The following is a 4,017-nucleotide window of genomic DNA, read 5'->3' on the forward strand; positions in this document are numbered from 1 at the left end:
CGGCCGGATCTCCTTTGGTTCGCTGGGACGACCAGCGGCGCGGGCTCGCTCTCTCCCCGGGCCACCCGTGGGTGGGACACCGGCACACGGCAGGACGAGCAGCCCGCACCGCGGAACGTGCTCCGGCGCACGGCGGCCCCCAGCCCCGCCGTGCGCGGTCTGCCGGCCCTCCGGAGCGCCGCGGGCAACGCCGCCGTCCAGCGCAGGATGCGTCAGGAACGGGCCCGGTACGACGACCGGGACGCGGGGTTCGCCGAGGAGGCACCGGCCGAGGCGCCCCTCCGACCGTTTCGGACGGGAAGCCGAGGCCAACGCCCACCGGGTCATGACCGCCCCGGTCCCCGAGGTCCAGCGGGCCACCACCGCCTGCGGGCACGACCACGCCCACGGCCACGGCACCCCGGTCCAGCGCGTCAGCCACTACCGGACCGGCCCCACCGCACTGCCCTCGGACGACGACAACCACCGCTCGCAGGAAGACGACTTCGACACCCGGTACCTGGACGCGCTGCCGCGCCCCACCTCCGAGCCCACGGTCGCGAGCAAGGTGGCGCAGGGATCGAGCGACAAGGTGACCCTGTGACGGGGCGAGTTCCCCGCCAAAGCGGCCCGGGCGATGGAAGCCCACCGCAGCGCCGGCGGCGCCGCGCGGGACAAGAAGTCCCCGGCCCCCACCCAGGAACAGGCCCAGGAACAGGCCCAGAGCGGGCGCTGCCTGCCCGAGTTCACCACCCGCCAGGACTACGGCGCGCGGTACAGCCGGAACAGCGTGCTGGTCATCGTCACCATCAAGGCGAAGTACCTGACCAAGTGCAGCGCGTGGGAAAACGGCTAGGCCGCCCTCCCCTCCGCCCCGGTCGACGTGCTCGCGGTGGTCGACCGGACGCGGGGCCAGGCCACGGCCCACCGGTCGAACGCCTCCTGACGCACCCGGGCCCGGGACGGCCCATCGCCGTCCCGGGCCCGCGTCACCGGTCTACGCCACGTTCACCCGCTGGCCGGGCGGTGCCGCCTCCAGCCAGGCGAGGAAGCCGGTCAGCGCGTCCTCGCTCATCGCCAGCTCCACGTCGTCCCCGTCGTGCCGGCAGGAGAGCACCACGGCACCGGAGAGCAGCGCCAGTTCCTCCTCGCCCTGCGGCTGCCGCCGCTCGCGGACCTGGATGCGGTCGCGTTCGAGCGCACGACGGGGCCGCACCGCGTACGAGAAGACCCGGAACCACTCCACCCGGTCTCCGTTGTAGCGTGCGACCCCATAGATCCAGCCCTTGCCCAGGGACTGCCCCGCGGTCGGCGCCCGGAAGCGCGCCGAACAGTCGAACGTACCGCCCAGCCGCTGGATCAGCCGCCTGCGTACGCCGAACCCGAGCAGCCCCAGCACGACCAGCGCCAGCACGGCGCCGACCACAACCAACGCGAGGACCATCTCAACCGACCTCCTCGCCCCGTTGTGTGTCCGTCGTGCGAATCAGCGCCCCGCCGCCACGGCACGCAGCCGGACGTCCGCGCGCCGTTCGGCGGCGGCGTCCGCGTCCGCCTTGGCCTGCTCCAGGGAACGCTCCGCACGCTCGACGTCGATCTCGTCGGCCAGCTCGGCGATCTCCGCCAGCAGCGACAGCTTACCGTCGGTGTACGACAGGAATCCGCCGTGCACCGCCGCGATGACGGTGCCCTCACCGCTCGCACCGGTGGTCCGGATGGTCACCGGCCCCGACTGCAGCACGCTGAGCACCGGCTGGTGCCCGGGCAGGATGCCGATGTCACCGGCAGTGGTGCGCGCGACGACCATGCTGGCCTCACCCGACCAGACCTTGCGGTCCGCGGCGACCAACTCGACGTGCAGCTCAGCCACGATGGCTCCTCATCCCCTGGATATGTGAAGAATAGATGGCCGGTGCACCGGAGGCGGGGGCACCCCCCGCCTCCGCGCGCACCACGGGCGTGCCGGTCAGGAGACGCCCAGCTCCTTGGCCTTCGCCTTCAGGTCGTCCAGCCCACCGCACATGAAGAACGCCTGCTCGGGGAAGTGGTCGTAGTCACCGTCGGCGATGCCGTTGAACGCGGCGATCGACTCGTCCAGCGACACGTCCGAACCGTCCAGGCCGGTGAACTGCTTCGCCGCGTGGGTGTTCTGCGACAGGAAGCGCTCGATCCGCCGCGCACGGCTGACGGTGAGCTTGTCCTCCTCGCCCAGCTCGTCCATACCGAGAATGGCGATGATGTCCTGGAGGTCCTTGTACTTCTGGAGGATCCCCTTGACCCGCATGGCGGTGTCGTAGTGGTCCTGCGAGATGTAACGCGGGTCCAGAATCCGGGACGTCGAGTCCAGCGGGTCCACCGCCGGGTAGATGCCCTTCTCGGAGATCGGACGGGACAGCACCGTGGTGGCGTCCAGGTGGGCGAAGGTGGTGGCCGGCGCCGGGTCGGTGAGGTCGTCGGCGGGCACGTAGATCGCCTGCATCGAGGTGATGGAGTGACCACGGGTCGAGGTGATGCGCTCCTGGAGCACACCCATCTCGTCCGCCAGGTTCGGCTGGTAACCCACCGCGGAGGGCATCCGGCCCAGCAGGGTGGACACCTCGGAGCCGGCCTGGGTGAAGCGGAAGATGTTGTCGATGAAGAACAGCACGTCCTGCTTCTGCACATCGCGGAAGTACTCCGCCATGGTCAGCCCCGCCAGCGCGACCCGCAGCCGGGTCCCCGGCGGCTCGTCCATCTGGCCGAAGACCAGCGCGGTCTGCGGCAGCACGCCCGAGTCGGCCATTTCCTCGATGAGGTCGTTGCCCTCACGGGTACGCTCACCGACACCGGCGAAGACGGAAACACCCTCGTGCAGCTTCGCCACACGCATGATCATTTCCTGGATCAGCACGGTCTTGCCGACACCGGCACCACCGAACAGACCGATCTTGCCGCCCTTGACGTACGGGGTCAGCAGGTCGATGACCTTCAGACCCGTCTCGAACATCTCGGTCTTCGACTCCAGCTGGTCGAAGGCCGGGGCCTTGCGGTGGATCTCCCAGCGGTCGGTGATCTCCGACTCGGCCTCGGGCTCGTTCAGAATGTGGCCCAGGGTGTTGAACACCCGGCCCTTGGTGACGTCGCCCACGGGCACCGTGATGCCCTTGCCGGTGTCGGTCACCGGGGACTGGCGGACCAGACCGTCGGCAGGACCCAGGGCGATGGTGCGCACCATGCCCTCACCGAGGTGCTGGGCGACCTCCAGCGTCAGCGTGGTGGTGGTCCCCTTCACCGCGGGGTCGTCGACCTCGACGGTGAGCGCGTTGTAGATGTCGGGGATCGCGTCGACGGGGAACTCCACGTCGACGACCGGGCCGATGACCCGTGCGACCCGACCCGTGGCTGCGGCCGTCTCGGTGGCCGCCTCAGCAGCAGTAGTCATGATTATCGGTCACTTCCCGCGGTCGCGTCGGCCAAGGCGCTCGCGCCACCGACGATCTCGGTGATTTCCTGGGTGATTTCGGCCTGACGGGCCGCGTTGGCAAGCCGCGACAGCGACTTGATCAGCTCCTCCGCGTTGTCGGTCGCCGACTTCATCGCCCGCCGGGTCGCCGCGTGCTTGGACGCGGCGGCCTGGAGGAGGGCGTTGTAGATACGGCTCTCGACATACCGGGGCAGCAGAGCGTCGAGGACCTTCTCCGCCGAGGGCTCGAAGTCGTACAGGGCGTGCGCCTGCGCGCCCTTGGCGAAGACCTTCGCGGACTCCTCCGCCGACTTCTCGAAGGTCAGCGGCAGCAGCCGCCGCTCCACCGGGGTCTGCGTCATCATCGACACGAACTCGGTGAAGACGATGTGCAGCTCGTCCACCCCGCCCTTGTCGGTGTCACGCTCTATGGCCTCGATGAGCGGTGCGGCGACCATCTTGGCGTCGGCGTAGGTCGGGTTGTCCGTGAAGCCGGTCCAGGAGTCGGTGATCGCCCGCTCCCGGAACCCGTAGTACGCCACACCCTTGCGGCCGACGATGTACGTGTCGACCTCCTTGCCTTCGCTCACCAGCTC

Annotated in this window: 6 protein-coding genes; 2 read left to right on the forward strand and 4 right to left on the reverse strand. The window is 69.8% G+C overall.

What is annotated here, in order from left to right; genetic code table 11:
- Positions 1 to 325: 325 nt before the first annotated feature.
- Both ACFV5N_RS25465 and ACFV5N_RS25470 read left to right on the forward strand, forming a co-directional pair.
- Positions 326 to 583, forward strand: coding sequence for a hypothetical protein (locus ACFV5N_RS25465; protein ID WP_385604185.1), 258 nt, complete (start codon positions 326 to 328; stop codon positions 581 to 583).
- A 33-nt stretch (positions 584 to 616) separates the two neighbouring features.
- Complete coding sequence (locus ACFV5N_RS25470; RefSeq protein WP_385604187.1) at positions 617 to 835, forward strand: DUF4765 family protein; 219 nt, start codon at positions 617 to 619, stop codon at positions 833 to 835.
- A gap of 141 nt (positions 836 to 976) precedes the next feature.
- Here ACFV5N_RS25470 and ACFV5N_RS25475 read toward each other — a convergent pair whose 3' ends face one another.
- The 4 genes from ACFV5N_RS25475 to ACFV5N_RS25490 form a co-directional block, all read right to left on the reverse strand.
- Entirely contained in the window at positions 977 to 1,423 is a 447-nt protein-coding gene (locus ACFV5N_RS25475; RefSeq protein WP_019435887.1) for a DUF2550 domain-containing protein, read from the reverse strand.
- A 42-nt stretch (positions 1,424 to 1,465) separates the two neighbouring features.
- Positions 1,466 to 1,849 carry a F0F1 ATP synthase subunit epsilon gene (locus ACFV5N_RS25480; protein WP_019435886.1) on the reverse strand — a complete coding sequence of 128 codons (384 nt, stop codon included), beginning with the start codon at positions 1,847 to 1,849 and terminating at the stop codon, positions 1,466 to 1,468.
- 96 nt (positions 1,850 to 1,945) lie between these two features.
- Positions 1,946 to 3,400: a F0F1 ATP synthase subunit beta gene (atpD, locus tag ACFV5N_RS25485; protein WP_385604190.1), complete on the reverse strand. Its 1,455-nt coding sequence runs from the start codon at positions 3,398 to 3,400 to the stop codon at positions 1,946 to 1,948.
- 2 nt (positions 3,401 to 3,402) lie between these two features.
- A partial coding sequence (locus ACFV5N_RS25490) for a FoF1 ATP synthase subunit gamma (RefSeq protein ID WP_385604193.1) occupies positions 3,403 to 4,017 on the reverse strand: 615 nt, incomplete at its 5' end.

Origin of the sequence: Streptomyces sp. NPDC059853, from assembly GCF_042731495.1 — a bacterium.
Taxonomy (GTDB): Bacteria; Actinomycetota; Actinomycetes; order Streptomycetales; family Streptomycetaceae; genus Streptomyces.